This window comes from Pseudogulbenkiania subflava DSM 22618, from assembly GCF_900177275.1.
GTDB lineage: Bacteria > Pseudomonadota > Gammaproteobacteria > Burkholderiales > Chromobacteriaceae > Pseudogulbenkiania > Pseudogulbenkiania subflava.
The window spans coordinates 219,179-245,914 of the sequence record NZ_FXAG01000001.1 but is presented as its reverse complement, the minus strand read 5'-3'; the positions used below and the strand labels follow the sequence as shown (position 1 = coordinate 245,914).

Annotated in this window: 23 protein-coding genes and 1 other RNA gene; 6 read left to right on the top strand and 18 right to left on the bottom strand. The window is 67.5% G+C overall.

Annotated features, from left to right (window positions below; genetic code table 11):
- Positions 1-8 precede the first annotated feature (8 nt).
- The 4 genes from B9N72_RS01155 to ppc form a co-directional block, all read right to left on the bottom strand.
- Complete coding sequence (locus B9N72_RS01155; RefSeq protein WP_085274618.1) at positions 9-656, bottom strand: PilW family protein; 648 nt, start codon at positions 654-656, stop codon at positions 9-11.
- The gene (locus tag B9N72_RS01150; RefSeq protein ID WP_085274705.1) at positions 650-1,207 is read right to left on the bottom strand and encodes a GspH/FimT family pseudopilin; all 558 of its coding nucleotides are present in this window, start codon (positions 1,205-1,207) and stop codon (positions 650-652) included. The genes B9N72_RS01155 and B9N72_RS01150 overlap by 7 nt, the downstream gene beginning before the upstream one ends.
- Positions 1,208-1,636 carry a type IV pilin protein gene (locus tag B9N72_RS21550; RefSeq protein ID WP_085274617.1) on the bottom strand — a complete coding sequence of 143 codons (429 nt, stop codon included), beginning with the start codon at positions 1,634-1,636 and terminating at the stop codon, positions 1,208-1,210. It lies immediately after the preceding gene.
- Between the two features lie 277 nt (positions 1,637-1,913).
- Positions 1,914-4,619, bottom strand: a complete 2,706-nt coding sequence (gene ppc, locus B9N72_RS01140) for a phosphoenolpyruvate carboxylase (RefSeq protein ID WP_085274616.1) — start codon at positions 4,617-4,619, stop codon at positions 1,914-1,916.
- A 256-nt stretch (positions 4,620-4,875) separates the two neighbouring features.
- Between ppc and hemC the strand changes: the two genes are divergently transcribed.
- The 4 genes from hemC to B9N72_RS01120 are packed head-to-tail and all read left to right on the top strand — an operon-like array spanning position 4,876 to position 8,787.
- Positions 4,876-5,811, top strand: a complete 936-nt coding sequence (gene hemC / locus B9N72_RS01135) for a hydroxymethylbilane synthase (protein WP_085274615.1) — start codon at positions 4,876-4,878, stop codon at positions 5,809-5,811.
- Complete coding sequence (locus B9N72_RS01130) at positions 5,808-6,545, top strand: uroporphyrinogen-III synthase (protein WP_085274614.1); 738 nt, start codon at positions 5,808-5,810, stop codon at positions 6,543-6,545. Before hemC ends, B9N72_RS01130 begins: the two co-directional genes overlap by 4 nt.
- Positions 6,542-7,582 (top strand): uroporphyrinogen-III C-methyltransferase, encoded by a 1,041-nt coding sequence (locus B9N72_RS01125; protein WP_085274613.1) that lies wholly within the window; start codon positions 6,542-6,544, stop codon positions 7,580-7,582. Before B9N72_RS01130 ends, B9N72_RS01125 begins: the two co-directional genes overlap by 4 nt.
- Positions 7,579-8,787 carry a heme biosynthesis HemY N-terminal domain-containing protein gene (locus B9N72_RS01120; protein ID WP_085274612.1) on the top strand — a complete coding sequence of 403 codons (1,209 nt, stop codon included), beginning with the start codon at positions 7,579-7,581 and terminating at the stop codon, positions 8,785-8,787. Before B9N72_RS01125 ends, B9N72_RS01120 begins: the two co-directional genes overlap by 4 nt.
- 265 nt (positions 8,788-9,052) lie before the next feature.
- On the opposite strand, the gene B9N72_RS01115 is transcribed toward B9N72_RS01120, so the two are convergent.
- The 4 genes from B9N72_RS01115 to B9N72_RS20510 all read right to left on the bottom strand — a co-directional run bounded on the left by B9N72_RS01115 (position 9,053) and on the right by B9N72_RS20510 (position 12,255).
- Complete coding sequence (locus tag B9N72_RS01115) at positions 9,053-9,763, bottom strand: pseudouridine synthase (protein WP_085274704.1); 711 nt, start codon at positions 9,761-9,763, stop codon at positions 9,053-9,055.
- Positions 9,764-9,801: 38 nt separating this feature from the next.
- Positions 9,802-9,887: non-coding RNA, sX9 sRNA (locus B9N72_RS01110), on the bottom strand.
- A 137-nt stretch (positions 9,888-10,024) separates the two neighbouring features.
- Complete coding sequence (locus tag B9N72_RS01105; RefSeq protein ID WP_085274611.1) at positions 10,025-11,977, bottom strand: sensor domain-containing diguanylate cyclase; 1,953 nt, start codon at positions 11,975-11,977, stop codon at positions 10,025-10,027.
- 47 nt (positions 11,978-12,024) lie between these two features.
- A complete protein-coding gene (locus tag B9N72_RS20510) occupies positions 12,025-12,255 on the bottom strand; it encodes a hypothetical protein (protein ID WP_143477724.1) in 231 nt (76 codons plus the stop codon).
- Between the two features lie 26 nt (positions 12,256-12,281).
- On the opposite strand from B9N72_RS20510, the gene B9N72_RS01100 reads away from it, so the two are divergent.
- On the top strand, positions 12,282-12,857 hold the full coding sequence (locus tag B9N72_RS01100; RefSeq protein ID WP_085274610.1) for a TetR/AcrR family transcriptional regulator: 576 nt from the start codon (positions 12,282-12,284) through the stop codon (positions 12,855-12,857).
- Positions 12,858-12,894: 37 nt separating this feature from the next.
- Here B9N72_RS01100 and alaC read toward each other — a convergent pair whose 3' ends face one another.
- The 10 genes from alaC to edd form a co-directional block, all read right to left on the bottom strand.
- Entirely contained in the window at positions 12,895-14,109 is a 1,215-nt protein-coding gene (gene alaC, locus B9N72_RS01095) for an alanine transaminase (protein ID WP_085274609.1), read from the bottom strand.
- Positions 14,110-14,311: 202 nt separating this feature from the next.
- Positions 14,312-15,211 (bottom strand): aldo/keto reductase, encoded by a 900-nt coding sequence (locus B9N72_RS01090; protein WP_085274608.1) that lies wholly within the window; start codon positions 15,209-15,211, stop codon positions 14,312-14,314.
- Positions 15,208-16,317 (bottom strand): ABC transporter ATP-binding protein, encoded by a 1,110-nt coding sequence (locus B9N72_RS01085; RefSeq protein ID WP_085274607.1) that lies wholly within the window; start codon positions 16,315-16,317, stop codon positions 15,208-15,210. Before B9N72_RS01085 ends, B9N72_RS01090 begins: the two co-directional genes overlap by 4 nt.
- Positions 16,318-16,321: 4 nt before the next feature.
- A complete protein-coding gene (locus tag B9N72_RS01080; protein WP_085274606.1) occupies positions 16,322-17,179 on the bottom strand; it encodes a carbohydrate ABC transporter permease in 858 nt (285 codons plus the stop codon).
- Complete coding sequence (locus B9N72_RS01075) at positions 17,172-18,113, bottom strand: carbohydrate ABC transporter permease (RefSeq protein ID WP_085274605.1); 942 nt, start codon at positions 18,111-18,113, stop codon at positions 17,172-17,174. Before B9N72_RS01075 ends, B9N72_RS01080 begins: the two co-directional genes overlap by 8 nt.
- Before the next feature lie 330 nt (positions 18,114-18,443).
- A complete protein-coding gene (locus tag B9N72_RS01070) occupies positions 18,444-19,688 on the bottom strand; it encodes an ABC transporter substrate-binding protein (protein WP_085274604.1) in 1,245 nt (414 codons plus the stop codon).
- Positions 19,689-19,995: 307 nt separating this feature from the next.
- A complete protein-coding gene (locus B9N72_RS01065) occupies positions 19,996-21,432 on the bottom strand; it encodes a sensor histidine kinase (RefSeq protein WP_085274603.1) in 1,437 nt (478 codons plus the stop codon).
- Positions 21,433-21,667: 235 nt separating this feature from the next.
- Positions 21,668-22,351 (bottom strand): response regulator transcription factor, encoded by a 684-nt coding sequence (locus tag B9N72_RS01060; protein WP_085274602.1) that lies wholly within the window; start codon positions 22,349-22,351, stop codon positions 21,668-21,670.
- A 169-nt stretch (positions 22,352-22,520) separates the two neighbouring features.
- Complete coding sequence (locus B9N72_RS01055) at positions 22,521-23,147, bottom strand: bifunctional 4-hydroxy-2-oxoglutarate aldolase/2-dehydro-3-deoxy-phosphogluconate aldolase (protein WP_085274601.1); 627 nt, start codon at positions 23,145-23,147, stop codon at positions 22,521-22,523.
- A gap of 5 nt (positions 23,148-23,152) precedes the next feature.
- The gene (gene edd, locus B9N72_RS01050) at positions 23,153-24,988 is read right to left on the bottom strand and encodes a phosphogluconate dehydratase (protein WP_085274600.1); all 1,836 of its coding nucleotides are present in this window, start codon (positions 24,986-24,988) and stop codon (positions 23,153-23,155) included.
- A 254-nt stretch (positions 24,989-25,242) separates the two neighbouring features.
- Here edd and zwf point away from each other — a divergent pair, with 254 nt between their 5' ends.
- A complete protein-coding gene (gene zwf / locus B9N72_RS01045; RefSeq protein WP_085274599.1) occupies positions 25,243-26,715 on the top strand; it encodes a glucose-6-phosphate dehydrogenase in 1,473 nt (490 codons plus the stop codon).
- Positions 26,716-26,736: the final 21 nt, after the last annotated feature.

Here is a 26,736-nt window from a genome sequence, read left to right as displayed (position 1 = left end):
GGTGTGCCTCAGCTGGCCTGGAACAGGTCGTTTTCCAGCTTGACCGTTTCGGTCAGCGTCTGTTTGACGCTGCTGTCGTTCTTGAGCTGCCCGGCCAGCGTGATGGTCACGGTGCGCGTCAGGATGTTGGGGCCGGACGTGCCGCTCAGGTAGTAGGGGGTCGAGGCCAGGCTGAAGCTGAGCGTGCCGATGGTGGTGACCTTGCTGTCGGACAGCGCTTCCCAGCTGTTGTTGACGCCCGGGGTGCAGCTGTAGTCGCTGCCGCCGCTGCGCAGCAGGGCGACGCCCCCGCTGAGCAGTACGCCATATTGCTCGGCGCTGCCCTGGCTGCCGTCGCCGTCGCGGTCGTAGCTGTACAGGAGGCAGCCGGGCGTTGCGACATTCACCGTACCGAACGGGTTGCTGTAAGCGGCGGAACCGACGCCCACGCCGCTGCTGGCGTTGCCCCAGTAGCCGGCGCGGCGCACGTCGCGGCTGATCAGCAGCATGATGGCGCGCAGCTCCTGGTTGAGGCGGGCGGCTTTCATGGTGCTGGTGTTGCTCTTGAGGCTGGTGGTCAGGAAGCTGGTCATGCCCAGCAACAGCACCAGGCTGATGCCGACCGACACCATCAGTTCTATCAGCGAAATGCCGCGTTGCCGGGATCGGGTCAGCATGCGGGGTAGGCGCTGATAAAGCCGTTGCCGGCGGGGGAACACAGGCTGACGCGACCCAGTAGCGCCAGGCTGACGGTGGCCTGCTTGCCCTGTGCCGACTGCAAGGTGACGGCGCCGGAGCTCAGCGCAACGCCGCGCACCGGGTCGAAGCCGGTCTGGCCGGAGGCGAAGGTGATGCTGGCGGCGGAGGGAATCGACACCTTGCTGAAATCGGCTGCAGTGACCCGTTTCAGCGCGCAGTAATTGGCGGCGGCGCTGTCGCTCACGCTGCAGTCGCAGGCGCTGCTGCCCAGCACCATGCCATAGCACCAGCTGCCGCCGCTCTGGAAGCTGACGACGACGTTCTGGTTGTTGCGGATGGCTTCCGATCGGGCGAACTGCAGATCGGCGTACAGCGTATCGGCGGCCGAAGTGAGCCGGCCCCGGTCGATGAGGTCGCCGAACGATGGCACGGCCAGTGCCAGCAGTATCGCCAGCACGGCCAGCGTCACCAGCAGCTCGACCAGGGTGAAGCCGCCATGGCGGCCTGCATTCGCTACCGGAAGCGGCATTCACTTGCTCCAGCAGGAGCTGGGTGTGGTGGTCTGCGTGGCGCCGGACTGTTGAAGCGTGAGCGTGGTGCAGCCGCTGTCCGAAGCCTGCGAGCTGCCGCTGACCGCGCTGGCGCTGAGGGTGTAGCCGGTACCCGAGACGTTGCTCACCGCCAGCGTGTAGTAGCCGCTGTCGGTGGTGGAACTCATGCCCAGCTGCGCCAGCGTGCCGTAGCTGCTGTTGTTGGCGCGGTATTTTTCCTGGGCGAACTGGAGTGCGCGCAGGGCCACGGTGGCATCGCTGCGGCGGCTCTTCCGCACATAGCTCTGGTAGGCCGGCAGGGCGATGGCGGCGAGGATGCCGACAACGACGAGCACGATCAGCAGTTCGATCAGGGTGAAGCCGTCGGAGTGGTCGGGGAGGGCGGGCGGGGTTGGCTCGGCGTTCATGTTTTCTTATTAATTTATGTGTTATTTGATTTATTTAATTAAATATTTCAATGGTTTAGGAATTATGCTACTTGGCTTTCGCGAAGGGTTCCATATTTCCATACAAATAGTCGAATGAAGTTGATCTGGAGCAGAAGGCGTGCCGCAGCAGGACGTTCTGCGTTTGTCGTCGTTAAAGGTGACATTGGCGACAGGCCATTACAGGCGACGGGGCGCGTCGGCAAGAAAAAACGGCAGCCCGTGGGCTGCCGTCGTGTGTGCAGGTTGGCCGAAGGGCTCAGCCGCTGTTTCTCAGCCCGGCCGAGATGCCGTTGATGGTGAGGTGGATGGCATACAGCGCCTCGGCGTCCTCGGGCTGCTCGCGCAGGCGGCGCAGCAGCTCGGTCTGCAGCAGGTTGAGCGCGTCGAGGTAGGGCAGGCGGATGGCCAGGCTGCGCCCCAGCGTCGGGTTCTTCTCGAGCAGTTTCTGCTGGCCGCTGATGGCGAAGAACGCCTGCTGGGTCTTGTGCCACTCCTCGCTGATGCGGCCGAACAGGGTGTCGGCCAGACGGCGGTCCGACACCAGGTCGGCGAAGCTCTTGGCGATGTTGAGGTCGCCCTTGGCCATCACCTGCTCCATGTTGGACAGCACCACCTGGAAGAACGGCGACGAGGCGTAGGCCTGTTGCAGGCGCGCCAGCCCTTCGTCGCCGTGGCGGCCGAGGTAGGCCGACACCGCCGAACCGAAGCCGTACCAGCCCGGCAGCATGACGCGCGATTGTGCCCAGGAGAACACCCACGGAATAGCGCGCAGGTCGCGGATCGAGTTCAGGCTCTTGCGCGAAGCCGGGCGGCTGCCGATGTTGAGCTTGGCGATGGCGCTGATCGGCGTGGCCTCGAGGAAGTACTGCATGAAGCCCGGGGTCTCGACCAGCTCGCGGTAGGCGGTGAAAGCGTGGCCGGAGAGTTCGTTGAACACCTCCTCGTCCACCGCGTGGCAGGCGTGCGGCGACAGGCTGGCCTCCAGCGTGGCGGCCACCAGCGCCTCGAGGTTGCGCGCGCCGATGTCCGGGTCGGAGTACTTGGAGGCGATCACCTCGCCCTGTTCGGTGATGCGGATGCGCCCGGCCACGCTGCCGGCCGGCTGCGCCATGATGGCCTCGTAGGACGGGCCGCCGCCGCGCCCGACCGAACCGCCACGGCCGTGGAACAGCTTGAGCTTGACGCCGGCGGCGGCAAAGCTCTGCACCAGGCGCTGTTCGGCCTGGTAGAGCTCCCACTGGCTGGTTAGGTAGCCGCCGTCCTTGTTGCTGTCGGAGTAGCCCAGCATCACCTCCTGGATCATGCCGCGGCTCTTCAGCAGTTGCTGGTACCACGGCAGCGCGAACAGCGCGTCCATCACCAAGGTGGCGTTCTGCAGGTCGGCGATGGTTTCGAACAGCGGCACCAGGTTGATGCTGGCTTGCGGAATGCCGTTGTCGAGGCGGATCAGCCCGGCTTCCTTCAACAGCAGCGCCAGCGCCAGGATGTCGCTCACCGTGGCGCAGTTGGAGATGATGCTCTGGGCGATGGCATCCACGCCGAATTCGCGCTGGATGCGCGCAGCCTCGCGGAAGATCGCCAGTTCCTTCTCGGCCTCGGCGCTGTAGGTCAGGTAGGGCGAGTAGAGCAGGCGCGGCGTGGCCAGTTCGCGCAGCAGCACGCGCACCCGCGCCGCCTCGTCCAGCGCCACGTATTCTTCCAGCCCGGCGCGCGCGAACAGTTCGCCCACCACAGCCTCGTGGATGGCGGCGTGCTGGCGCATGTCGAGCGGCATCAGGAAGAAACCGAACACGTCGAGACTGCGCAGCAGGCGGCCCAGGCGGCCTTCGGCCAGCAGCCCGCTGCCGTGCTCCTTGAGCGAGTCGACCAGCGCCTGCAGGTCGGTCACCAGCGCGGCGCAGTCAGGGTAGGGCTCACCCAGGGTCCAGCGTCCGCGCGCCTCGACGCCCAGGCGTGCCGCGCTGGCCGACAGCCGGCCTTCGATGGTGGCGAGCGCGCGGCGGTACGGTTCTTCGCGGCGGCTCTCGGCCAGATCCGGCGAGGCGGCCGACAGGCTTTGCACCGCGGCGCTGACGCTGACGTGGCGTTCGGACAGCGACAACTCGCGATACAGGCCGGCCAGCTCGTAGAAGTAGTGGCGGAACGCTTCCTCGGCTTGGCGCGTGATGGCGTGGCGCATCACCCCGGCGTCGACGTTGGGGTTGCCGTCGCGGTCGCCGCCGATCCAGCTGCCGACGCGCAGGAAGGACGGCAGTTCGACCTGCTGCTCCCAGTGATCGGCGATGAGGCGGCCGAGGCGCTCGTACAGCTTGGGCATGGCGCTGAAGAAGGTCAGCGGATGGTAGGCCACGCCGTTTTCGATTTCGTCGCGGATCGACAGCTTGAACGGACGGATCTCCGAGGTCTGCCACAGCGTCAGCATGACGCGCTTGAGCTTGGCTTCCAGCTCGCTCTCTTCTTCCGGGGTCAGTTCCGGCGAGTTGAGCTGGGAGAGGAACTTGCGCACCGCGCGGTGGCCGTCGAGCACGCTCTGGCGCTGCACCTCGGTCGGGTGCGCGGTCAGTACCGCCACCACCGAGGCATCGGTCAGGGCGGCCGCCAGTTGGCCGAAGCCGACGCCGTCCTGCTTGAGGCGTGCCAGGGCACCGGCCAGGCTGCCCTGTTGCGGCGCCGAGCCGGCGATCTGGTGGGCGCGGCGGCGGCGCGTGTGGTGCAGGTCCTCGGCGATGTTGAAGAGCTGGGAATACAGGCCGCAAGCGCGCACCAGCGCGGTGGTGGCGCCGGGCGACAGGCGCTCCAGCACCGAGCGGCTACGTTCGCCGCCGGTCAGCGCGTCGGCCGGAATGGCGCGCACCTCTTCGTATACCTGTTCGCCTTCCTGTTCGAGCAAGACCTCGCCGAGCAAGCGCTCCAGCCGCGCGATGCTCGCTCGTAGGGGGAGGTCCTTGTCCTGGTCCGTCATTCGATTACTCCGTCTGTAGTGTGAAGTGTGAAGTTATTTTTGTCGCTTGCGGCTTGCTGTCCGGGCGCCGTCGCCCGAGGTCGTGCGGCGTCACTCTAGTTATGTCAAGAATAGTGCCATGTCCCCCGCCCTCCTGCTACTCCCGCGTCGCCTCGGCGTCGGCCGCGCGGCCGGCTCACTCTTTTGGGCTAGGGTTGGCGGCCGGGAGGCCGTGCTAGAATCATCGGCAATCGTTTCCCTCTACAGGACCGCGTCCATGGACAAAATCGTCATCGCCAGCCGCGAGAGCAAGCTCGCCATGTGGCAGGCCGAGCACATCAAGGCCCGGCTCGAGCAACTCTATCCGCAGCTCGCCGTCGAGATCCTCGGCATGACCACGCAGGGCGACCAGATTCTCGACAAGACGCTGTCGAAAATCGGCGGCAAGGGCCTGTTCGTCAAGGAACTGGAGCTGGCCCTGCAGGAAGGCCGCGCCGACCTCGCCGTGCACTCCATCAAGGACGTGCCGATGAACCTGCCGGAAGGCTTCACGCTGGCCGCCATCTGCGAGCGGGAGGACCCGCGCGACGCCTTCGTGTCCAACACCTACGCCAGCCTCTCCGAGCTGCCGGACGGCGCCGTGGTCGGCACCTCCAGCCTGCGCCGCGAGTCGCAGCTGCGCGCGCGCTTCCCGCGCCTCGTCATCAAGCCCTTGCGCGGCAACGTGCAGACCCGGTTGCGCAAGCTCGACGACGGCGAGTTCGACGCCATCATCCTCGCCGCGGCCGGCCTCAAGCGGCTGGAACTGACCGATCGCATCCGCTGCGAGCTGGCGCCGTCGGAAAGCCTGCCGGCCGTCGGCCAGGGCGCGCTGGGCATCGAGATCCGTGCCGACCGCGCCGACCTGATGCAACTGCTGGCGCCGCTCGACCACGCCGATACCCACGCCTGCGTCAGCGCCGAGCGCGCGTTGTCGCGCGTGCTGGGCGGCAGCTGCCAGATTCCGCTGGGCGGTTTCGCCACGCTGAGCGACGACGTCATTACGCTGGGCGGCTTCGTGGCGCATCCGGACGGCTCGGTGATGCTCACCGCGTCGGCCTCCGCGCCGCGCGAGTACGCCGACGCGCTCGGCCGCGCCGTGGCGCAGAAGCTGCTCGACGCCGGCGCCGCGCCGCTGATCCAGGCCGTGATCGACGAAGGCCACGGCCAGTGAGCCTGGCCGGGCGGCGCATCCTCGTCACCCGGCCACCGGCGCAGAGCGCGCGCCTGATGGCGCTGCTTTCTGACGCCGGCGGCGAGCCGGTGCTGCTGCCGGTGCTCGATATCGTGCCCGACGAGCGCGCGCTGGCGGCGCTGCCCCGGCTCGCCGCCGACGCCGACTGGCTGATTTTCGTCAGTCCCAGTGCCATCGATGCGGCCTGGCCAATGCTGGCCTCCGTCAAGCTCAAGGGCCGGCTGGCCTGTGTCGGCGCCGCCAGTGCCGCCAAGCTCGCAGCCCTGTCCGGCCGCGCCGTGCTGCATCCGCGCGACGGCAGCGACAGTGCTGCCCTATTGGCGCTGCCCGAACTGCAGCGCCTGGCCGGCCAACGCGTGCTCATTGTGCGCGGCGTCGGCGGCCGGGCGGAACTGGGGGAGACCCTCGCCGCGCGGGGCGCCCGTCTCACCCTGGCCGAGGTTTACCGCCGCGTCGACGGAGAGCCCGACTGGTCCTTGCTGGAGCCGCCGGTGGACGCCCTGGTGCTGACCTCCAGCGATACCGCCGAACGATTATTCCGTCTGGCTGGCCGCTCCCGTAGCCTGACGTTACAATGCCTGCTGTACTGCGTTCCGCATCCGCGCATTGCCGCCACGCTGGCGGCGCACGGCGTGACACGCATCGTGACAACCCAGGCCGACGACGACGCACTGGTCGCCGGCCTCAGCGAATGGTTCACCCGTCACCCATGAACGAAATCCAGACTGCCGAGATCGGCAAACCGGCCGTGAAGAAGTCCTTCCCGCTGGCGCTGCTGGTGGCGCTGGCGGCGCTGGGCCTGTCCGGCTGGCAGCTTTACTCCACCCAGCAGGAGCTGGCCGCCACGCGCCAGGAACTGGCACGCCGTCTGGCCGAGTCCGGCGGCAGCGCCAAGGAAACCCGCGTGCTGGTCGATCAGGCCCTGGCCACCGTGCGCGCCAGCGACGGCAAGCTGGCCATGCTCGAAGCGCGCGTCAACGAATCGGCCGGCCAGTTCGCCACGCTCAACGGCATGTACCAGGAACTGACCAAAAACCGTTCCGACTGGCTCTTGTCCGAGGTCGAGCACACGCTCGCCATCGCCAGCCAGCAGCTGCAGCTGGCCGGCAACGTGCCGGCGGCGCTGCAGGCGCTGGAAATGGTCGACGCCCGCCTGGCTCGCTTCGACCAGCCGCAGCTGATCACGGTGAAGAAGGCCGTGGCCACCGACCTGGAAAAGCTCAAGGCGTTGCCGTATCTCGACACCGTCGGCCTGACGGTGAAGATCGATCGCCTGCTGTTGGCGGCCGACACCCTGCCCCTGGTGGTGGGGCACCATCGCCTGGGCAGCGCCAAGGACGGCCTGATCCAGCCGGCCAAGCCGGCCGCCGACGCGCCGTTCTGGGAGCGCCTGCTGGCCGACATCACCGGCAGCCTGGGCGAGCTGGTGCGCATCCGCCGCATGGACAAGCCGGAGGCGCTGCTGCTGTCGCCGGAACAGTCGTTCTTCCTGCGCGAGAACCTTAAGCTGCGCCTGCTGGACGCCCGCCTGGCGCTGACCCAGCGTGACGGCCAGACCTTCAATTCCGATGTCGAAGCCGCCAAGAGCTACGTCGAGCGCTATTACGATGGCGATGCCGCGGTCACCAAGTCGTGGCTGTCGCTGCTCGCCGAGCTCAAGGGCGCGCCGCTGGACGTGACGCTGCCGGACCTCTCCGCCAGCCTCAAGGTGGTGCGCGAGGCGCAGGGCAGCGCAGGGGGTACGCCGTGAAATTCGTGCTGTGGATTACCGGCCTGTTCGCGCTCGCCGTGCTGGTGGGGCTCGCCTCCACGCTGAATACCGGCTACGCCATCCTGTTCCTGCCGCCGTACCGGCTCGAGGTATCGTTCAACCTGCTGATCGTGGCGGTGATCCTGCTGATCGTGGTGGCGCACCTGGTGTTGCGCCTGATCGGTCTGGCCACCGGCCTGCCCGAGGAAGTGCGCCGCTTCCAGCGCCAGAAGAAGCTGAAGGCGGCGCGCCACGCACTGCGCGAGGCCGGTATCGCCTTCTTCGAGGGTCGCTTCCAGCGCGCCGAGCGCGAGGCGGTCAAGGCGCTGGCCGACGAGTCGGCACCGGAGAACAAGGCGTTGGCCCTGTTGATGGCGGCACGCTCGGCGGCTGCGATGCAGGACCTGGACAAGCGCGACGGCTACCTGTCACAGCTCGACTCCCTGCCGGAGCGGCTGCAGCTGGCGCGCCACATGCTCGACGCCGAACTGAAACTGGAAGCCAAGGATACCCTGGGCGCGCTGTCCGCCATCGAGCGCGCGCGCGCCATCTCGCCCAACCTGACCAATGCCCTCAAGCTGGAGCTCAAGGTGCGCCTGCTGCAGAAACAGCCTGAAGCGGTGCTGGCGCTGACCGAGAGGCTGCTCAAGGCCGAGGCGCTCGAGCCCGACCGCGCGCGGCGCTACCGCCTGGCGGCCTATACCCAGCAGCTGGACGGTTTTTCCCAGGGGCAGGAGATTCGCGACTGGCTGCGTCGCGTGCCGGAAGTGGAACGCAACAATCCGACGCTGGTCAGCCGTATCGTGGAGCGCCTGATCGTGTTGGGCGAGGCGGATTACGCCGCCACGCTGATCGCCGGCGCCCTGGGCGACGACGATCAGGCTACCCCGGAACTCGCGCGCGAGCTGGGCCAGCTGGCCGAGCACCTCACCGCCGACAAGCGCCTGGAGCTCTTGAAGGACGCCGAGAGCTGGCTCAAGCTGCGCCCGCGCGACCACCTGCTGCTGCTGGCGCTGGGCCGTCTCGCCCTGGCGCAGCAGTTGTGGGGCAAGGCGCAGAGCTACCTGGAGGCCAGCGCCTCGATCGAGCCGACGCTGTGCGCGCACGCCGAGCTGTCGCGCCTGTTCACCGCCATCGACAAGCCCGAGCTGGCCGAGCGGCATTACCAGCAGAGTCTGGAGTTGGCGTTGCAGCAGGGCTGTTAAGCGCTGTCCTGAAGCAAAAAAGGTCGCCTCGGCGACCTTTTTTCGTCTCTGGCGTGCGCTGCCTCAGAACTCGTTCAGGCTCTGTCGCGAGCCGCCCTCCGTGGGGTGAAGAGCAGCGCAGAAACCGGAATGTACTGGAGTGCATGAGGATTCCTGATCGCTGAGCCAATCGAAGATTGGCACCCAGGGATTTGCTCAGTGATAGATTGGCACGCAGTGCACATGAGCCCCGATCCGGGGGCGCAGCGAGATCGGAAACAGGTTCTCAGCGGGTGAAACCCAGCTCCGTCAGCTCGGCGGCGTCAAGGTGGCGCCACTCGCCTTCGTCCAGTTCGCCCAATTGCAGCGTGCCCAGCGCGATGCGGTGCAGGTCCTGCACGCGGTTGCCTGCGGCGGCGATCATGCGCTTGACCTGGTGGTACTTGCCTTGGGTGATGGTCATCCGGATGGTGATCTCGTCCACCACCTCGACCTGGTCCGCCACCACCTTCTCGTTGTCGTCTTTCAGAAACACGCCGGCCTTGAGGTGCTTGACCAGCGCCTCGCTCACCGGGTGCTTGAGCGTGACCTCGTAGCATTTCGGCACGTGCTTCTTGGGCGAGGTCAGGGCGTGCACGAACTGGCCGTCGGTGGTCAGCAGCAGCAGCCCGGTGGTGTCGACGTCGAGCCGGCCCACGGCGGCGATGCCGAGCTGCGAGAACTGCCACGGCAGCAGCGTGAACACGCTCGGGTTGTGCATCGGCTTGTGCGAGGTTTCGTAGCCGGAGGGCTTGTGGAGCAGGATGTAGAGCGGGTGTTCGAGGATTTCCCAGGGCTCGCCGTCGATCACCAGCTCGTCGATGGCAGCGGGGTCGATCTCGAGGCGGTAATCGTCCACCACCGCGCCGTCGAGTTCGACCAGGCCGTGCTCGATCAGCTTGCGGCACTCCTTGCGGCTGCCGAAGCCCTGTTGTTGCATCAATCGGTAAAGTTCCATGGCCGCGATGGTAGCACGCCGGCACGGCGGCAGGCGCCGGCTCAGAACCTGTTCACGATCTGTCGCGAGCGGCCCTCAGCGGGGTGAAGAGCAGCGCAGGAACCGGAATGTACAAGTAGTGCATGAGGATTTCCGATCGCTGCGCCAATCGCTCGCTGAGCCAATCGAAGATTGGCACGCAGGGATTTGCTCAGGGATAGATTGGCACGCAGTGCGCATGAGCCCCGATCAGGGACGCGCAGCAAGATTGTGAACCGGTTCTCAGCCCGACAGGGTGGTGGAGCGTGGGCTCATCCCGGCCGGCGGCTCGGCCACGCAGAGGCGGTCGCGGCCGCTGCTCTTGGCGACGTAGAGCGCGGTGTCGGCTGCGTGCACCAGGCTTTCGGCGTCCTCGGCGTGCAGCGGGCTGCAGGCGACGCCGATCGAGACGGTGACGTTGAGGGTGTGGTCGAGCGCCTCGATCGGCCATTGCTGCACCACCTTGCGCAACTGTTCGGCCTTGGCGATGGCGTGCTCCAGGCTCATGCCGGGCAGCACGATCAGGAACTCCTCGCCGCCGTAGCGGCACACCATGTCGTTGCTGCGCAGGCTGTCGCGCAGGCGTGCGCCCAGCGTGCTCAGCACGCAGTCGCCGGCCTTGTGGCCGTAGGTGTCGTTGATGCGCTTGAAGTGGTCGGCGTCGAGCATCAGGAGCGCCACCGGCTTGCCCAGCGCCAGGGTGTGCGCCAGCACGCGCGGCAGGGCATCGTCGAGGTAACGCCGGTTGAACACCCCGGTGAGCGGGTCGCGCACCAGCTGTTCCTTGAGTCCCGATTGCAGCGACTCGATCTCGTTGAGGTGCTGGCGCAGCGCCTCGTTGGCGGTCTTCAGGCTGTGCTCCAGGCGCTTGCGCTCGCTGATGTCGTTGATGCCGGTGATGACGTGCAGCGTGCCGCCAGAGCGCACCAGGGTACAGGAGATCAGCGCCCAGAAGATTCGACCGCCGGTGTCCTGCAGCCTCACCTCGTGATCGCGCAACTGGCCCTTGTCGCGCATCAGCGCGGCGACCTCGTCGCGGGCCTGGGCGGTGACGTAGAAGTCGTCCACGGTGAGGCCTTGGGTGCTGTGCAGGCGGCCCTTGAACATGCGCTCGGCGCGCTCGTTGGCGTAGGTGATGACGCCGTCGGCGAGCCGGCTCAGCACCAGCGGGAACGGTGCGGCGTCGACCAGTTGCTTCTGGCGCGCCTCGCTCTCCGCGAGCTGCGCGGTGCGTTCCGCGACTTTCTCCTCCAGGCCGTGGTTGGCGCGCCGCAGGCGCTCTTCGGCGCTGCCGCGCTCGGCGATCAGCGCGCCCATGATCAGCAGCGTCACCGACTGGCTCAGCACCATCATGCCGGCGTTGAGCAAGGCCAGTCCGGGGCTGTCGCCGAAAAACACGCCGCGGCCGCCGGCCGCGCCGGCCAGCGCCAGCAGCAGGATGCCGAACGCCAGCCAGTGCGCCGAGCGCAGCGAGGCCCGCGCCGCGGTCCACATCAGCGGGATGATCAGCAGGTAGGGCAGCGCGGTGTAGAGGCCGTGAGGGTCGTTCAGGCCGAGAAACAGCACGGCCGCCGCCAGCAGGGTGGCGGCGCTGCCCGAGGCCAGCTCCAGCGGCGAGGCGCGTGCCGGGACCGGGTCGACGCCGCCGCTTCGTTGCAGGAACAACAGCGGCGGGGCGAAGAACAGCGTGCCGGTGGCGTCGGCGAGCCAGCCTGCGCACAACTGCTGCAAGGCGGCGCTGACGCCGGGATAGTGCCACCATGCCTGCGCCAGCAGGCTGCCGCTGGCGGAGACCAGCGCGGACAGGCCGACGCCGGCCCAGAGGAAGCGGAACACGTCGCCGAGACGGTAGAACGGCAGGCGGCCCGAGCAGTGACGGCGGATGTGCATGCCGCCCAGCAGCGGCCCCACGGCGGCGCCCAGCGCGGCCAGCAGCGCGCCAGGCAGCGGGGTGCCCAGGACCAGCGTCTGCAGCGCCAGCGCGCCGAGCAGCAGGGCGGGCCAGACGCGGTGTCCCCAGCGGATCACGGCGGCCAGGGCGAGGCCGGCGGGGAGCCACACGGTGACCGGGAAGGGGTTGTTGGGTGTGAAGAAGTGGTCGATCAGCCAGCCGCAGCCGCCATACAGCAGTCCGAGGGACAGCAGTACCAGGGCGTAGCGGACCTTCTGTCTGGATGTGTGCGGCGAAGCGAGCATGCGCTTGTCCCGGTTGCTCCTCCGCGGCGGCGGGGGCAACCATGTTGTCATAATCCGCCGAGCATATTGAGGTTGCGGACAGAAAGCGAGACTCGGCAGTGAAGAAAGTGCGGCTCTGCGGTTTCTACGGTGCCCCGGGTGTGGCGGAAAAAACACAGCGGCGGCGGCGCCCGCCTGCATGGGCGGGGCGGCGGCGCGTAGACCAGCGCCGGGCGCACCGTGGGTGCTTGCAATATCTGTTTGATATAGCGCAAGCTTTTTAGCATGATGATCATCATGCAAAGAGGCCTTTGAAAGGACGGCGATGCGTTATTCCCCACTCCACAAGGCCGACGTACGGCAGCGAATCGTCCGCACGGCGTCTTACCGTTTCCGCTCCGAGGGCATGGACGCGGTCGGCATCGCCAACCTGATGGCCGACCTCGGTCTGACCCACGGCGGCTTCTACAGCCACTTCCGCGACAAGGAGGCGCTGGTTGCCGAAGCCTGCCGGCACGGCTTCGACGAGCTGCAGCAACGGCTCGCCGCGGTGCTGGATACGGTGCCGGCGGAGCAGCGCCTGGCGGCGCTGGTGCAGCACTACCTGAGCTTGGCACACCGCGACCGGCCCGACGACGGCTGCGTGGCAGCGGCGCTGGGGGGCGAGATGGCGCGGCGCGACCAGCCGTCGCGGCAGGCCTTCACCGCAGGCATCGAGGCGCAGCTGGCCCTGCTGCAGGCGTGTGCGCCGCCGGGCGAGGAGATGACGCCGACGCCCTGCGTGGCGCTGGCGCTGATGGTGGGGGCGCTGCTGCTGTCGCGCGCGGTGAGCGATCCGGCGCTGTCGCAGCGCTTTCTGGAGGAGGCGACACGGGCGCTGGCGCCGCCCAGGCAGGTATAGCCGGCGCGGCCGGGCGGCGCCGCGCCGGCTGCCGGACTCAATGGCCCTTTTGCGGGATCAGGCCGTCGGCGCGGAACATGGTCTTGATGCCGCGCACCGCCTGGCGGATGCGCGCTTCGTTCTCGATCAGCGCGAAGCGCACGTAGTCGTCGCCGTAGTCGCCGAAGCCGACGCCGGGCGACACCGACACCTTGGCCTTGTCGAGCAGCTGTTTGGCGAATTCCAGCGAACCCAGCGCGCGATAGGGCTCGGGGATGCGCGCCCAGATGTACATCGAGGCCTTGGGCAGGTCGACCTCCCAGCCCGCCTCGCACAGGCCCCTGTAGAGCACGTCGCGGCGCTTCTGGTAGGTGGCGGCGATGTCTTTCACGCATTGCTGGTCGCCTTCCAGCGCGGCGATGGCGGCGATCTGCAGCGGGGTGAAGGTGCCGTAGTCGTGATAGCTCTTGATGCGCGCCAGCGCCGCCACCAGGTCGGGGTTGCCGACCATGAAGCCGATGCGCCAGCCCGCCATGTTGTAGCTCTTCGACAGCGTGAAGAACTCCACCGCGATGTCCTTGGCGCCCGGCACTTGCATGATCGACGGCGCCTTCCAGCCGTCGAACACGATGTCGGCGTAGGCCAGGTCGTGCACCACGAAGATGTCGTGCTTTTTCGCCAGCGCGATGACGCGCTCGAAGAAGTCGAGCTCGACGCACTGCGCGGTGGGGTTGGACGGGAAGCCGATGACGATCATCTTGGGTTTGGGGTAGCTGCCGCGGATGGTGCGCTCCAGCTCGGCGAAGAAGTCGACGCCGGGAATCAGCGGCACCGAGCGGATGTCGGCGCCGGCGATCACCGCGCCGTAGATGTGGATCGGGTAGCTGGGATCGGGCACCAGCACCGTGTCGCCGCGGTCGAGCGTCGCCAGCATCAGGTGCGCCAGCCCTTCCTTCGAGCCGATGGTGACGATGGCCTCGCTGTCCGGGTCGATCTCGATTTGGTAGCGCTCCTGGTACCAGCGCGCGATGGCGCGGCGCAGGCGTGGGATGCCTTTCGAGGCCGAATAGCCATGCGTGTCGGGGCGCTGTGCGGCCTCGGTGAGCTTGGCGACGATGTGCGGCGGCGTGGCGCCGTCGGGGTTGCCCATGCTCATGTCGATGATGTCCTCGCCGCGGCGGCGGGCGGCCATCTTGAGTTCGGCGGTGATGTTGAAGACGTAGGGGGGGAGACGGTCGATGCGCGCAAAGCGGCGCTTGCCCGATGCAGACATGGTTTTTCCTTGAACGTAAGCGCCCGGAACCGTCCGAGCGACGTCCTCCCGACACAGGAGGTGGATCGATACTAAGCGCACGGCATGGCGCCGTCCAGCGGGCGTGCGCCGGGCTGTGGCGCCGCTGCCGCAGCGGCGGGAGAGTAGGCAAAAAAACGGGACGATCACGGCGATCGTCCCGGATGGAGCGAAGAACAGGGGGTCAGGGTACGGCGTGGCCTTGCGCCGCCTCCAGCAGCGCAAACCAGTGCTGGCGTCCGAGCGGCAGCGCGGCGGCGCGCGCGGCGTCGTCGAGCGAGGCCAGCCGGCGCGAACCGACGATGGGCAGTGGCTGCGCCGGGTGGCGCAGCAGCCAGGCCAGCGCCAGCGTGGCGGGGGTGACGCCGAGTTCTTCGGCCAACGTGTCCAGCGTCCGCTTGAGCGCCGGGTTGGCCGCCGCCTCGAACAGCCGCCCGCCGGCCAGCGGCGACCAGATCATCGGGCGCACGCGCCGCTCCAGGCACTGGTCGAAGGTGCCGTCGAACAGCGGATCGAGATGCAGCAGCGAGGCCTCGACCTGATTGGTGACCAGCGGCGTACGCGAGGCCAGCAGCGCGAACTGGCTCGGGCTGAAGTTGGAGACGCCGAAGTGGCGCACCTTGCCGGCGCTTTTCAGCGTGGCGAAGGCCTCGGCCACTTCGTCCGGGTCCAGCAGCGGGTCGGGGCGGTGGATCAGCAGCAGGTCGAGGTAGTCGGTGCCGAGGTGACGCAGCGAGTTGTCGACCGAAGCCAGGATGTGGGCGCGGCCGGTGTCGTAGTGCTTCACCGTCCAGCCGCGTGCCGTGTCGGGCGGCTTGATGCCGCACTTCGTCACCAGCTGGATGTCGCCGCGCCGCGCCGGGTTGGCCTTGAGCCAGCGCCCGAACAGCGCCTCGCAGGTGAAGCCGCCGTAGAGGTCGGCGTGGTCGAAGGTGGTGAGGCCCAGTGCGATGGCGTGCTCGATCCACGCCGCCAGCGCGGCGTCGTCGAAGTGCCATGCGTCGAGCCGCCACGCCCCGACTGCCAGTGCCGACAGCGCCGGGCCGTGTTCGGCCAACGTTGTGGTGCCGACCGCCGTGCTCATGCGATGCGCATCTCGGTTTTCGGGTCGAACAGCACCGCCTTGGAGACGTCGAACACCAGTTGCATGGCGTCGCCCGGGCGCTTGGCCTCGGTGGGGTGGGCGCGGCAGCACACCTTGGTGTCGTTGAGCGTGACGAAGATCAGCGTGTCCGGGCCGGTGGGCTCGATCACCTTCACGTGGCAATCCATCTGCGGCAGGCCTTCGCGGTGCGCGGTGCGGGCGTCGGTGATCTGTTCCGGGCGGATGCCGAAGATCACGTCCTTGCCGACCCACTGTGCCAGCTTGGCCTTGTCGTGCGGCAGCGGCAGCACCACGCAGCCGTGGTCGTCGCACACCTTTACGCCGAGCTGGCCGCCGGATTCCACCACCGTGGCCGGGATGAAGTTCATCGACGGCGAGCCGATGAAGCCGGCGACGAACAGGTTGGCCGGGTTGTCGTAGATGTCCTGCGGGCTGCCGAACTGCTGCACGATGCCGTCTTTCATCACCGCGATGCGGTCGCCCAGCGTCATCGCCTCGATCTGGTCATGCGTCACGTAGACGATGGTCGATTTGAGGCGCTGGTGCATCAGCTTGATCTCGGTGCGCATCTCCACGCGCAGCTTGGCGTCGAGGTTGGAGAGCGGTTCGTCGAACAGGAAGATCGACGGGTTGCGCGCCAAGGCACGACCCATTGCCACGCGCTGGCGCTGGCCGCCGGACAGTTGCGAGGGCTTGCGGTCGAGCAGGTGGGTGATCTGCAGCATCTCGGCCACGCGGTTCACCGTGGCGTCGATCTCGGCCTTGGGCTGCTTGCGGATCTCCAGCCCGAACGAGATGTTCTGGCGTACGCTCATCGAGGGGTAGAGCGCGTAGCTCTGGAACACCATGGCGATGTCGCGGTCCTTCGGCGACAGGTCGTTGACGCGGCGCTCGCCGATGCGGATGTCGCCCGAGCTGATGTCGTCGAGGCCGGCGATCATGTTGAGCAGCGTCGATTTGCCGCAGCCCGAGGGGCCGACCAGGATCAGGAACTGGCCGTCGTCGATGGCGATGTCGATGCCCTTGAGCACGTCGGTGCCGTTGTTGTAGGTCTTGCAAACGTTGTCGATGGAGAGCGAGGCCATTGTCTTAACCTTTCACGGCGCCGGCCGTCAGTCCGCGCACGAAGTAGCGGCCGGCGACCATGTAAACGAACAGGGTGGGCAGGGCGGCGATGATGGCGGAGGCCATGTCGACGTTGTATTCCTTGACCCCGGTGGAGGTGTTGACCAGATTGTTCAGCGCCACGGTGATGGGCTGCGATTCGCCGGCGGCGAACACCACGCCGAACAGGAAGTCGTTCCAGATCTGGGTGAACTGCCAGATGATGCAGACCACGAAGATCGGCCCGGATACCGGCAGCAGGATGCGGAAGAAGATGGTCCAGAAGCCGGCGCCGTCGATGCGGCCCGCCTTGACCAGTTCGTCCGGCACCGTGACGTAGAAATTGCGGAAGAACAGCGTGGTGAAGGCGGTGCCGTAGATCACGTGCACCAGCACCAGGCCGGTGGTGGTGTTGGCGATACCCAGGTAACCCAGGAGCTGTGCCATCGGCAGCAGCACCACCTGGAACGGAATGAAGCAGCCCACCAGCAGCATCGTGAACAGCACGTCCGAGCCGCGGAAGCGCCACATCGACACCACGTAGCCGTTGACCGCGCCGAACATGGTCGAGATCAGTACCGCCGGCACCGTCATCTTCACGGAGTTCCAGAAGAAGCCCTTCATGCCGCCGCACTCGATGCCGGTGCAGGCGCTGGCCCAGGCCTTGGCCCAGGCGCCGCCGTTCCAGGCTTGCGGCAGCGACAGCAGGTTGCCCTGACGGATGTCGTCCAGCGTCTTGAACGAGGTGGTGAGCATCACGTAGAGCGGCAGCAGGTAGTAGACCGCCACCAGGGCCAGCGCGGCGTAGACCAGCAGCCGGCCGATAGAGAGCTTGTTAGCCACGTTTCGCACTCCTCGTTTCCAGGTACATCAACGGCACCAGCACCGCCACGATGGTCATCAGCATCATCATCGCCGAGGCCGCGCCCAAGCCGAGCTGGCCGCGCGTGAAGGCGAACTGGTACATGAACACGGCCGGCACGTCGGAGGAGGTGCCCGGGCCGCCGCCGGTCAGCGCCATCACCAGGTCGAAGCTCTTGATGGCGATGTGCGACAGGATCAGCAGCACGCTGAAGAACACCGGACGCAAGGACGGGATCACGATACGGCGGTAGATGGTGGGCAGGCTCGCCCCGTCCACCTGCGCCGCCTTGATGATGGAGTCGTCCACGCCGCGCAGGCCGGCGAGGAACAGCGCCATCACGAAGCCGGACGACTGCCACACCCCGGCGATCACCACGGTGTAGATGGCGCGGTCCGGGTCGACCAGCCAGTCGAAGGTGAAGTTGGCGAAGCCCCAGTCGTTGAGCACCTTCTGCAGCCCCATGTCGGGGTTGAGCATCCACTTCCAGGCGGTGCCGGTGACGATGAAGGACAGCGCCATGGGGTAGAGGTAGACGGCGCGCAGCGCGCCTTCGGCACGGATTTTCTGGTCGAGCAGCACCGCCAGCAGCAGGCCCACCACCAGCGTGCACAGGATGAACAGGCCGCCGAACAGGCCCAGGTTGGCGACGGCGGTCCACCAGCGTTCGTTGTCGAACAGCGCCAGGTACTGGGTCAGGCCGGCCCAGTCGTAGCGCGGCATCAGGCGCGATTCGGTGAAGGAGAGCCAGGCGGTCCAGGCGATGAAGCCGTAGACGAACACCAGGCTCATGACGATCGTCGGGCTCAGGACCAGCCGGGGCAGCCAGCGGTCGGCCAGGCGCTGGCGACTGGCGGCCGCCGGTGCGGCATCGGCCAGGGCGCGGACCTCGGCCGGAGACGAAGAATGGGACATGGGAACTCCTTAGCGTAGCGAGAGCGGAGAACAGGGCGGGGAGGGGCGCCCCGCTTCCGTCATCGGCTTGTTCCAATTCCATTTGGAAACGATGGCTTTGTCGGCTGCGCTGCGTTGGACCTTGCCGTACTGCGGGTACTGTCTGCGGCCCAACTCGCTTGCCTGCGCGTTCTCGTTTCTAACTGGAACCGGAATGAGAGGCTGTCAGCAGGCGCGCCAAGGCTGCTTGAGTGCCGCCGCCGCACCGGAACCGGCATGGACATGTCGTCCAGGCGGATTCCGGATTGCGCGGGCGCTCACGGTGCCAAGGCGTCGCCTGCTGAAGCGCTCTTACTTGACCTTGCCGGCCTTGGCCAAGCGCTCGGCGGCGGTCTTCGGCGTCATGCTGGAGTTCATGAACTGCGCGATGACGTCCACCATGGCGCCTTCGGTGGCCGAGGGCATGGCCATCTTGTGCGCGAAGCTCGGCACCAGCGCGCCGCTCTTGGAGGCGGTGGTCAGGTCGGTCTTGGATTTCTTGGCGCAGTCGTCGAACTTGTCCATCGGCGTGTCGAGACGCGCCGGGATCGAGCCCTTGTTGAGGTTGAAGGTCTCCTGGAACGCCGGGCTCATCACCGTGGCGGCGAGGTCGGCCTGCGCCTTCACCGAGGCCGGGTCCTTCTGCTGGAACATCGCCAGGCTGTCGATGTTGAAGGTGAACATGCCGGCGGTGCCCGGGGCGTCCACGCATAGGTAGTCCTTGCCCGGCTGCTTGCTGGCGGCGGTGAACTCGCCCTTGGCCCAGTCGCCCATGAACTGCATGCCGGCCTTGCCGGTGATGACCATGTTGGTGGCGAGGTTCCAGTCGCGGCCGGCGGCACCCTTGTCGATGTAGCCCTTCACGCGCTGCAGGGTCTCGAACACCTTGATCGTGGTGGGGCCGGCCAGCGTGGCCTGGTCGAGCTGGACGAAGGCCTTCTTGTAGTAGCCGGCGCCGCCGACGCCAAGCGCGACGGATTCGAACAGGGTGGCGTCCTGCCACGGCTGGCCGCCGTGGGCCACCGGCTGGATGCCGGCCTTCTGCAGCTTGTCGGCGGCGGCGAAGAATTCCGGCCAGGTCTTGGGCACGGTGGCGCCGGCCTTCTTGAATGCTTCCGGGTTGACCCACAGCCAGTTGACGCGGTGCACGTTGACCGGGGCGGCGACGTACTGCCCCTTGTACTTCATGACTTGGCTCACCACCGGCGGCAGCAGCTTGTCCCAGTTGCCGGCCTTGGCCACCGGGTCGATGTTGGCGAGCACGCCTTCGGCGCCCCATTCCTGGATCGCCGGGCCCTTGATCTGGGCGGCGGTGGGCGGGTTGCCCGACACCACGCGCGTCTTCAGCGCGGTCATGGCGTTGTCGCCGCCGCCGCCGGCCACGGCGAAGTCACGCCAGGTGTGGCCCTTGGCGGTCATCATCTTTTTCAGCTCGAGGGCCGACTTGGCCTCGCCGCCGGAGGTCCACCAGTGCAGCACTTCGACGTTGCCGGCCATCACGGTGGCGGGCAGCAGGCTGGCGGCCAGCAGGGCCGCGCTCAGGCGCTTCAGTTTCATGCTCTATCTCCTCTGTTGTTCTCAGTCCGTCGCGTGGCGTGTGGGGCGGCCTGCCGTGACGGCTTGCGAAAACTATAGCGGCTTGCTGTAAGTTTTGCGTAAGTTTTGCGTCTGAATGGCGTAAGAACTTGAACGATTTTGGGTGCGATGCAGCATGAATAAAGGGCGAGGCCGGCCGATGTTGGCGGAAACGGTTGATGCGTTGCAGCACGAGGGGACGCCGTAGTGTATCAACTACACGACGGCCGGCCCGGGCAGGGGCGATCGCCGTGCCGGCCCGCCGGCGCCGGGCGGGCGGCACGGGGGGTCAACGGGCGCTGCCGGGGGGCGCGCTCAGGGCAAAGCGCAGCGACACGGTCAGGCCATGTGGGAGGTGCTCGGACAGCGTGGCCGTGGTGCGGTGGCGCCGGGCGATCTCCTGCACGATGGCGAGCCCGAGACCGCAGCCCTTGCCCTTGCCTTCGGCGCTGCCGCGGTAGAAGCGCTCGAACACGCGTTCGCGCTCCGCGGGCGGGATGCCCGGGCCGTTGTCGCTGACGCGCAGCCACACCTCACCCGGCGCGGGCTGCAGCGCCACGGTAACCTCGCCGCCGGGCGGGGTGTACTGGATGGCGTTGTCGAGCAGGTTGGCCACGAGTTCGCGCAGCAGGCCAGCGTGGCCGGCGATGGCGAGCGGCGCGTCGCCGCCCTCCACGCCGAGGTCGATGTCGCGCGCCAGCGCGCGCGGCACCGCCTCGGCGGTCACCTCGCGCACCAGCTGCGCCAGATCGAGCGGCGCCAGTTGCAAGCCGGCCTCGGGCTCGGCGCGCGCCAGCGCCAAAAGCTGGTTGACCAGGCGGATGGAGCGCTCGACGCTGGTGTGCACCTGTTCCAGCTGGCGGCAGGCGCGCGCCACGTCGGGCTGCGCCTGGCGCAGTTCGCTCTGCGCCAGCTCGCTTTGCGACTTCAGCCCGGCCAGCGGGGTGCGGAGCTGGTGCGCGGCGTCGGCGATGAAGCGGCGCTGCTGCGCCACCTGGCCGTGCACTTCGGCCAGCAGGGTGTTGATCGCGGTGGCCAGGGCGCGCACCTCGGACGGGGCGTTTTCCGCCTCGATCGGCGCCAGGTCGCGCGCCGAGCGGTGTTCCACGCTGCGGCGCAGGTTTCTCAGCGGCGACAGGCCGCGGCTGATGCCGGCCCAGACCAGCACGCTGGTGAGCAGCATCAGGCCCAGCAGCGGCAGCCCCATGTCGAACAGGATCTTGTGCGCCAGCTCGGCGCTCAGCGCGCGGCTCTTGGCCACCTGCACCAGCATCAGCTGCGGCTGGTCCGGGGTGCCGGCGTTGAGGTAGAGCGCCGCCACGCGCATCTCGAGCCGGTTGCCCTGCTTCGCCATGGCGGCGTTGTAGAAGTAGCTGGCGCCGGCGCGCACCGGCAGCCCGGCGGGCGGGCGCGGCATGGCCGGGTCGCCCAGCAGGAAGGCCTCCGGCGGCGAGCTGATCATGTAGTAGACGCGGTCGTTGGGGTCTTCTTCGAGGATTTCGCGCGCCGCCTGCGGGAAGTCGACGTAAAAGCCGTTGCCGAACGGCTTGACCTGGCGCGCCAGCGCGCGCGAGGACTTGGCTAGGCTGCGGTCGATCACCTCGTTGCTGTAGCCCAGCGCCATGGCGTACGCGAGGTAGGCGGCGGCGAGCCACAGCACCAGCTGCGGCAGCAGCAGCCACAGCAGCAGCTGGCGGCGCAGCGACAAGTGGCGGGGAGGGGACATCGGGGCTCCTTAAGAACCTGTTCACGATCTTGCTGCGCATCCCTGATCGGGGCTCATGTGCACTGCGTGCGAATCTATCGCTGAGCCAATCGAAGATTGGCACGCAGGGATTCGCTCAGCGATCAGAAATCCTCATGTACTCCAGTACATTCCGGTTTCTGCGCTGCGCTTCACCCCGCTGAGGGCTGCTCGCGACTGATCGTGAGCAGGTTCTAAGTCGGGCTTCGGCCAACCTTTAGCGGGGCGCGTCGGTGCTGGCCAGCAGGTAGCCCAGGCCGCGCACCGCGCGCACGCCGACGCCGCTGCCGTCGAGCTTCTTGCGCAGGCGGTGCACATAGACCTCGACCGCGTTGGCGCCGACTTCCTCGCCGGTGCCGGACAGCTCGGTGGCGATCTGTTCCTTGGTGACGACGCGCTCGGCGTGGCTCATCAGGATGTCGAGCAGCTGCAGCTCGCGCGCCGACAGCTCCAGCGCCACGTTGTCGGTCCAGGCGCGTTGGCCGATGCGGTCCAGGCGCAGGCGGCCGAAGCGCGGCTCGTCGCGCGGGCTGTCGGCGACGCGCTGTCGGCGCAGCAGGGCGCGCAGGCGCGCTTCCAGCTCGGGGAAGTCGAACGGCTTGACCAGGTAGTCGTCGGCGCCGGCGTCGAGCCCGGCGACGCGGTCTTCCATGCTGTCGAGCGCGGTCAAGAGCAGGATCGGCAGCGCCGGCTTGTGCACGCGCACGTTGCGCAGCACGGCCAGGCCGTCCTGCCCGGGCAGCCCGATGTCGAGCACCACGGCGTCGAAGTCCTCGTTGAGCAGGCGCTGCTGCGCGTCGAGGCCGTCGGCGGCGTGCGCGGTGTCGAAGCCGAGCTGGGTGAGGCGGGTGAGCAGGGCGTCCGCCAGGACGGCGTCGTCTTCGGCCAGAAACAGTTTCATGCGTGCTAATACCCCGGTCGCTCTGAGAGATCACGCTGCGATGTTAGAAGTTGCGGCGGCGCTTGGCGAGGGGGAGAGTGGCCGCCGCTGACATGGCGCATAAAAAAAGGGCCTGTCCGGGAGAGTCGGCAGGCCCTGCAAGGAAGCAACAAGCAACAAAAACGGGGGGTCAGCGCACCGCCAGCGCGCTGGCTTCGCGGGCCAGCTGGGTGATGCGTTCCCAATCCTGGGCGGCGAGGGCGTCGGCCGGGGTCAGCCACGAGCCGCCCACCGCCAGCACGTTGGGCTGGGCCAGGTAGGCCGGCGCATTGCTGGCGTCGATGCCGCCGGTCGGGCAGAAGCGCAGCTCCGGCAGCGGGCCGGCCAGCGCCTTGAGCAGTTTGATGCCACCCACCGCCTCGGCCGGGAACAGCTTGAGGATGTTGAAGCCTTCGTCCTGGGCGCGCATCGCCTCGGACGGCGTGGCCACGCCCGGGATGAACGGCACGCCGGAGGCGCGCGCGGCGGCGGCCAGCTCCGGGGTCAGGCCCGGGCTGAGGCCGAACTGGGCGCCGGCGTCGAGCGCGGCTTCCAGGTGGGCGCGGGTGCGCACGGTGCCGGCGCCGACCAGGGCGTCAGGCACTTCGTCGCGGATGCGGCGCATCGCGGCCAGCGCGGCCTTGGTGCGCAGGGTGATTTCCAGGGTGCGGATCCCGCCGGCGACCAGCGCACGGGCGAGGTCGACCGCCACCGCGGCGTCGTTGACCACGATCACCGGCATCACCGGGCTTTGGCGTAACAGAGTCAGTGCATCCATTGCTTTCAATCTCTCCACAGGGGGTGGTGGAAGGTCATCGCGCCGTGTTCGGCGACGTCGGCCAGGGTGCGCATGCCGGCGAACAGTTCGCGGCCGACGCCGAAATCGTTGCTTTCCAGGTTGGCCGAAACCACCTCGCGCGCGGCCCATTCGGCCTCCGCCACCAGGGCGGTCAGCTCGCCGCTGTTGGCGTCGACGCGCACCAGGTCTCCGTCGCGCAGCTTGGCGATCGGGCCGCCGGAAACGGCCTCGGGCGAAACGTGGATCGCCGCCGGCACCTTGCCGGAGGCGCCGGACATGCGGCCGTCGGTGACCAGGGCCACGGCAAAGCCGCGCTCCTGCAGCACCGCCAGCGTCGGCGTCAGCTTGTGCAGTTCCGGCATGCCGTTGGCGCGCGGACCCTGGAAGCGGATCACCGCGACGAAGTCGCGCTCCAGCTCGCCACGCTTGAACGCGGCCAAGAGTTCGTCCTGCTCGTGGAAGATCACCGCCGGCGCTTCCACCACGCGGTGCTCCGGCTTGACCGCTGAAACCTTGATCACCGAGCGGCCGATATTGCCCTTGAGCACGCGCAAGCCGCCGTCGGCCGAGAACGGTTCCGAGGCAGGGCGCAGCACGCCGCTGTCGTGGCTGGTGGTCGCTGCCGGACGCCATGCTGCCACGCCGTTATCGAGCCATGGCTCCTCGGTGTAGGCGCGTAGACCCTGACCCATAATGGTGGTGACGTCCTCGTGCAGCAGGCCGGCGTCGAGCAGTTCGCGGATCAGGAAACCCATGCCGCCGGCGGCGTGGAAGTGGTTCACGTCGGCCTTACCGTTGGGGTAGACGCGCGCCAGGAGCGGAATCACCGCCGACAGCTCGTCGAAGTCGTCCCAATTGATGTCGATGCCGGCGGCGCGGGCGATCGCCACCAGGTGCAGCGTATGGTTGGTCGAACCGCCGGTGGCCAACAGGCCGATGATGCCGTTGACCACGGCCTTCTCGTCGACGATGCGGCCCACTGGGGTGTAGTGCTCGCCGCCGGGGCAGATCGCCACGGCACGGTGCGCGGCGGCGCGCGTCAGCGCTTCGCGCAGCGGCGTGCCCGGGGTGACGAAGGCGGTGCCCGGCAGGTGCAGACCCATGATCTCCATCAGCATCTGGTTGGAGTTGGCGGTGCCGTAGAAGGTGCAGGTGCCGGGACCGTGGTAGCTTTGCGCCTCCGATTCCAGCAGCACGTCGCGGCCGACCTTGCCCTCGGCGTAGAGCTGGCGGATGTGCGCCTTCTCGTCGTTGGACATGCCGGTGGTCATCGGCCCGGCCGGCACGAACACCGCCGGCAGATGGCCGAAGGTCAGCGCGCCGATCAGCAGGCCCGGCACGATCTTGTCGCACACGCCCAGGTAGAGCGCGGCGTCGAACATCTGGTGGGACAGCGCCACGGCGGTGCTCATCGCGATCACGTCGCGCGAGAACAGCGAGAGCTCCATGCCGGCCTGGCCCTGCGTCACGCCGTCGCACATCGCCGGCACGCCGCCGGCGAACTGGGCGGTGGCGCCAGCCTTGAGCGCCTCGTCCTTGATCCAGGCCGGAAACGCCTCCAGCGGCTGGTGCGCCGACAACATGTCGTTGTAGGCCGAGACGATGGCGAGGTTGGGCCGGCTGGCCTCCTTCAGATGAATCTTGACCGTGTCCGGCATGGCGGCGAAAGCGTGCGCCAGGTTGGTACAGGACAGCTGGGTGCGCTCCACGCGGCCGCGTTTGGCGGCGGCGTCGAGATGCTGCAGGTAGGCCGCGCGGCGCGGCTGGCTGCGGGCAACGATACGGGCGGTGACGTCGGCGATGACGGGATGTAAGGCCATGGTGTAATCCCGGTGGGTAATGTGCGATGAATGGTAGTTTTACTACAGTCAAAATGCAATACGTTGCAGCGGGTTTCTCGGTGCGGCTGTGGTGCAAATGCTGAAAACCATTGCTTATAAAGGATTTTCGTTGATTTTCATGTTGCTTTGCAGCATCGAAATTGTTGTCTTTGGCCGCGTAATTGCCGTAGACAGCGGCACATCGAATGGTAATATAACTACATCACAACCCACTGTGCGAGAGAACACTCAGGATGGACAACGCTAATCTGCACACCCCGGCCTTCGACATGGTGCTGTTCGGGGGCACCGGCGACCTGGTCATGCGCAAACTGCTGCCGTCGCTGTACCAGGCTCATGCCGCCGGCCTCTTGAACGAAGAAGGCCGCATCCTGGCGCTGGGTCGCCGCGACATGGCGCGCGAAGACTACCTGGCTATGGTGGAAAAGAGCGCGCGCATCCATATCAAGGAACACTTCTCCGACGCCGCCTGGCAGGGTTTTCTCGCGCGCGTGGACTACCTCAAGGTAGACGCCGCTACGCCGGAACACTACCCGGCGCTGGCCGAGGTGCTCCAGCAGCACAGCGAGCGTGTCGCCGTCTGTTACCTCGCCACCGCGCCGGACCTGTTCGAGGGCATCTGCGACAACCTGGCGGCGGTCGGCCTGAACCACGACAAGGTGCGCGTGGTGCTGGAAAAGCCGCTCGGCCACGACCTGGAATCGTCCAACGAGATCAACGAAGCGGTGGCACGCCACTTCAAGGAAGAACAGCTCTACCGCATCGACCACTACCTCGGCAAGGAATCGGTGCAGAACCTGCTGTCGATCCGCTTCGCCAACGCGCTGTTCGAACCGCTGTGGCGCCGCGAGTGGATTCACGACGTGCAGATCACCATCGCCGAAGAACTCGGCGTCGGCACGCGCGGCGACTTCTACGATAATACCGGCGCGCTGCGCGACATGGTGCAGAACCACCTGTTGCAGCTGCTCTGTATCGTGGCGATGGAACCGCCGGCCAACCTCGGCGCCGACGCAGTGCGCGACGAAAAGCTCAAGGTATTGAAGGCGCTGCGCCCGTTCAGCGAACAGGACGTTGCCAACAAGACCGTGCGCGCCCAGTACAAGGCCGGTGCTGCCGGTGGCCAGCCGGTGGTGGGCTACCTGCAGGAGCAGGGCATCCCGGCCAGCAGTCAGACCGAGACCTTCGTCGCCATCAAGGCCGAGATCGACAACTGGCGCTGGGCCGGCGTGCCGTTCTACCTGCGCACCGGCAAGCGCATGCAGGAACGTCTGGCCGAGATCGTGATCAACTTCCGCGACGTGCCGCACCACCTGTTCCCGAGCCCGCTCGGCAGCCATACCGCCAACCGCCTGGTGATCCGCCTGCAACCGGAAGAAAGTATCCGGCTGTACTTCCTGTCCAAGGAGCCGGGCGACACCCAGCGCCTGCAGCCGGTGCACCTCAACCTCGACTTCCACGAATCGTTCAAGGTGCGCCGCGCCGACGCCTACGAGCGCCTGCTGCTCGACGTCATCCGCGGCAAGCTGGCGCTGTTCATGCGCCGCGACGAGCTGGTCGAGGCCTGGCGCTGGGTGGAACCGATCATGGACCACTGGCAGCACAGCACCACGCCGCCCAAGCAATACACCGCCGGCAGCTGGGGCCCGGCCGCCTCCAGCGCGCTGTTGTCGCGGGATGGGGTGTCGTGGCACGAGGAGAGCTGAAATCCCATCCCATTAGGTGGC

Bases quoted from the DNA above. Each gene is read 5' to 3' on its own strand.
- B9N72_RS01075 (WP_085274605.1), bottom strand. From the start codon at position 18,113: ATGTCCCATTCTTCGTCTCCGGCCGAGGTCCGCGCCCTGGCCGATGCC.
- B9N72_RS01155 (WP_085274618.1), bottom strand. From the start codon at position 656: ATGCTGACCCGATCCCGGCAACGCGGCATTTCGCTGATAGAACTGATG.
- B9N72_RS01100 (WP_085274610.1), top strand. From the start codon at position 12,282: ATGCGTTATTCCCCACTCCACAAGGCCGACGTACGGCAGCGAATCGTC.
- B9N72_RS01090 (WP_085274608.1), bottom strand. From the start codon at position 15,211: ATGAGCACGGCGGTCGGCACCACAACGTTGGCCGAACACGGCCCGGCG.
- edd (WP_085274600.1), bottom strand. From the start codon at position 24,988: ATGGCCTTACATCCCGTCATCGCCGACGTCACCGCCCGTATCGTTGCC.
- B9N72_RS21550 (WP_085274617.1), bottom strand. From the start codon at position 1,636: ATGAACGCCGAGCCAACCCCGCCCGCCCTCCCCGACCACTCCGACGGC.
- B9N72_RS01060 (WP_085274602.1), bottom strand. From the start codon at position 22,351: ATGAAACTGTTTCTGGCCGAAGACGACGCCGTCCTGGCGGACGCCCTG.
- B9N72_RS01065 (WP_085274603.1), bottom strand. From the start codon at position 21,432: ATGTCCCCTCCCCGCCACTTGTCGCTGCGCCGCCAGCTGCTGCTGTGG.
- B9N72_RS20510 (WP_143477724.1), bottom strand. From the start codon at position 12,255: ATGATGATCATCATGCTAAAAAGCTTGCGCTATATCAAACAGATATTG.
- B9N72_RS01085 (WP_085274607.1), bottom strand. From the start codon at position 16,317: ATGGCCTCGCTCTCCATCGACAACGTTTGCAAGACCTACAACAACGGC.
- B9N72_RS01115 (WP_085274704.1), bottom strand. From the start codon at position 9,763: ATGGAACTTTACCGATTGATGCAACAACAGGGCTTCGGCAGCCGCAAG.
- B9N72_RS01150 (WP_085274705.1), bottom strand. From the start codon at position 1,207: ATGCCGCTTCCGGTAGCGAATGCAGGCCGCCATGGCGGCTTCACCCTG.
- ppc (WP_085274616.1), bottom strand. From the start codon at position 4,619: ATGACGGACCAGGACAAGGACCTCCCCCTACGAGCGAGCATCGCGCGG.
- B9N72_RS01105 (WP_085274611.1), bottom strand. From the start codon at position 11,977: ATGCTCGCTTCGCCGCACACATCCAGACAGAAGGTCCGCTACGCCCTG.
- alaC (WP_085274609.1), bottom strand. From the start codon at position 14,109: ATGTCTGCATCGGGCAAGCGCCGCTTTGCGCGCATCGACCGTCTCCCC.
- B9N72_RS01055 (WP_085274601.1), bottom strand. From the start codon at position 23,147: ATGGATGCACTGACTCTGTTACGCCAAAGCCCGGTGATGCCGGTGATC.
- B9N72_RS01070 (WP_085274604.1), bottom strand. From the start codon at position 19,688: ATGAAACTGAAGCGCCTGAGCGCGGCCCTGCTGGCCGCCAGCCTGCTG.
- B9N72_RS01125 (WP_085274613.1), top strand. From the start codon at position 6,542: ATGAACGAAATCCAGACTGCCGAGATCGGCAAACCGGCCGTGAAGAAG.
- hemC (WP_085274615.1), top strand. From the start codon at position 4,876: ATGGACAAAATCGTCATCGCCAGCCGCGAGAGCAAGCTCGCCATGTGG.
- zwf (WP_085274599.1), top strand. From the start codon at position 25,243: ATGGACAACGCTAATCTGCACACCCCGGCCTTCGACATGGTGCTGTTC.